The organism is Xanthomonas sp. LMG 12462 (assembly GCF_009192885.1).
Taxonomy (GTDB): domain Bacteria; phylum Pseudomonadota; class Gammaproteobacteria; order Xanthomonadales; family Xanthomonadaceae; genus Xanthomonas_A; species Xanthomonas_A sontii.
In genome coordinates, this window is the sequence record NZ_NMPP01000122.1 from 1 (window position 1) to 1,835 (window position 1,835).

A 1,835-nucleotide genomic window follows, 5' to 3' on the forward strand; every position below is an offset into this window, starting at 1 on the left:
CACTGCCTGCCTTCGCTGGCGCGGCTGTACATCGCCGGCGTCGCCGACGCCAGCGAAGGCAGGCAGTGGTGCGCTGGCGCGCAGGGCGTGCTGACGCACGAACTGGTCGATCGCGTGTTCAGCGCGCTCGCCGCGCTGCCGCCGGCGCAGTTGCGGCAGCGCGCCGCGGTTCCGGTGGAGCAGGCGCTGCACGACGCGTTCCCCTGCACGGCGCGTTGAGCGTCATAGGCCCGTCGGTGACGGGCGCCGGGCCTGACTGCTGCGGGCGACCTGGGCTTGCGCGTGCCGGGATCGAGAGCGATCGCCGACTGTGCCCGACAGAGCGCCGCGTGCCTCGACGCGACGCTGCCCGCGATGGTCGCCGATGGCCGACCAGGTCAGCGCACGCCCTACAACTGCGCCGCCAGCCGGCTGCCCTGGGCGATGGCGCGCTTGGCGTCCAGTTCCGCGGCGACATCGGCACCGCCGATCAGGTGCGCGCTGCGGCCGGCGGCCTGCAGCGCCGCCTGCAGGTCGCGCCGCGGTTCCTGGCCGGCGCAGACCACCACGGTGCCCACCGGCAACAGTTGCTCGGCGCCGTCCACGCGGATGCGCAGGCCGCTGTCGTCCACACCCAGGTATTCGACGCCGCCGAGCATGGTCACGCCCTTGGCCTTGAGCGTGGCGCGATGGATCCAGCCGGTGGTCTTGCCCAGCCGCGCGCCGGGCCGGCCCGGGCTGCGCTGCAGCAGCCACACGCTGCGCGCCGGCGGCTCCGGGCGTGGCTTGCACAGCGCGCCACGGCCTTCGAATTGCGGGTCCACGCCCCATTCGGCCATCCACCGCGCCGGGTCCAGCGCGGTCGACTCGCCGGCGTGCACCAGGAACTCGCCGACATCGAAGCCGATGCCGCCGGCGCCGATGATCGCCACCTTGTCCGCCGCCTGTACCCGGCCCTGCAGCACGTCCAGATAGCTGACCACGCTGGGATGATCGGCGCCGGGGAAGTCCACCGCGCGCGGCACGATACCGGTGGCCAGCACCACCTCGTCGAAGTCGGCCAGCAGTGCCGCATCGGCGGTGGTGTGCAGGCGCAGTTCCACGCCGGTGGCGTCGATCTGGTGGCGGAAGTAGCGCAGCGTCTCGTGGAATTCCTCCTTGCCGGGAATGCGCTTGGCCACGTTGAACTGGCCGCCGATCTCGCTGGCGCTGTCGAACAGGGTGACGCGGTGGCCGCGCTGTGCGGCCACGGTCGCGCAGGCCAGACCGGCCGGGCCGGCGCCGACCACGGCGATGCGCTTGGGCGCGCGGGTCGGCAGGTAATTCAGTTCGGTCTCGGCGGCCGCGCGCGGATTGACCAGACAACTGGCGGTCTTGTTCTCGAACACGTGGTCCAGGCAGGCCTGGTTACAGGCGATGCAGGTGTTGATCGCCTGCGCCTGGCCGCGCTGCGCCTTGTTCGCCCATTCCGGGTCGGCCAGCAGCGGCCGCGCCAGCGACACCATGTCGGCGCCGCCGCCGGCGAGGATGCGCTCGGCCACGTCGGGCATGTTGATGCGGTTGGTGGCGATCAGCGGCAGCCGCACGTGCGGCTTGAGCTTGGCGGTCACCGCGGCGAAGGCCGCGCGCGGTACCGAGGTGGCGATGGTCGGCACGCGTGCCTCGTGCCAGCCGATGCCGGAATTGATGAGGGTCGCGCCGGCGGCCTCGATCGCCTGCGCCTGCAGCACGATCTCCTGCCAGTCGCTGCCGTCCTCGACCAGGTCCACCAGCGACAGCCGGTAGACGATGATGAAGTCCGGCCCGCAGGCGGCGCGGATGCGGCGCACGATCTCCACCGCGAAGCGCATGCGCTT

2 protein-coding genes are annotated in these 1,835 nt (G+C 72.4%); one reads left to right on the top strand and one right to left on the bottom strand.

Annotated elements, in window-relative coordinates:
* Nucleotides 1-219: Rap1a/Tai family immunity protein (locus CEK69_RS20810; protein ID WP_304951731.1), on the top strand; the 219-nt coding region annotated here is incomplete at its 5' end.
* 170 nt (nucleotides 220-389) lie between these two features.
* Here the strand turns inward: CEK69_RS20810 and CEK69_RS20815 are convergent.
* On the bottom strand, nucleotides 390-1,835 hold a 1,446-nt coding region (locus CEK69_RS20815; RefSeq protein ID WP_152247708.1), incomplete at its 5' end, for an FAD-dependent oxidoreductase.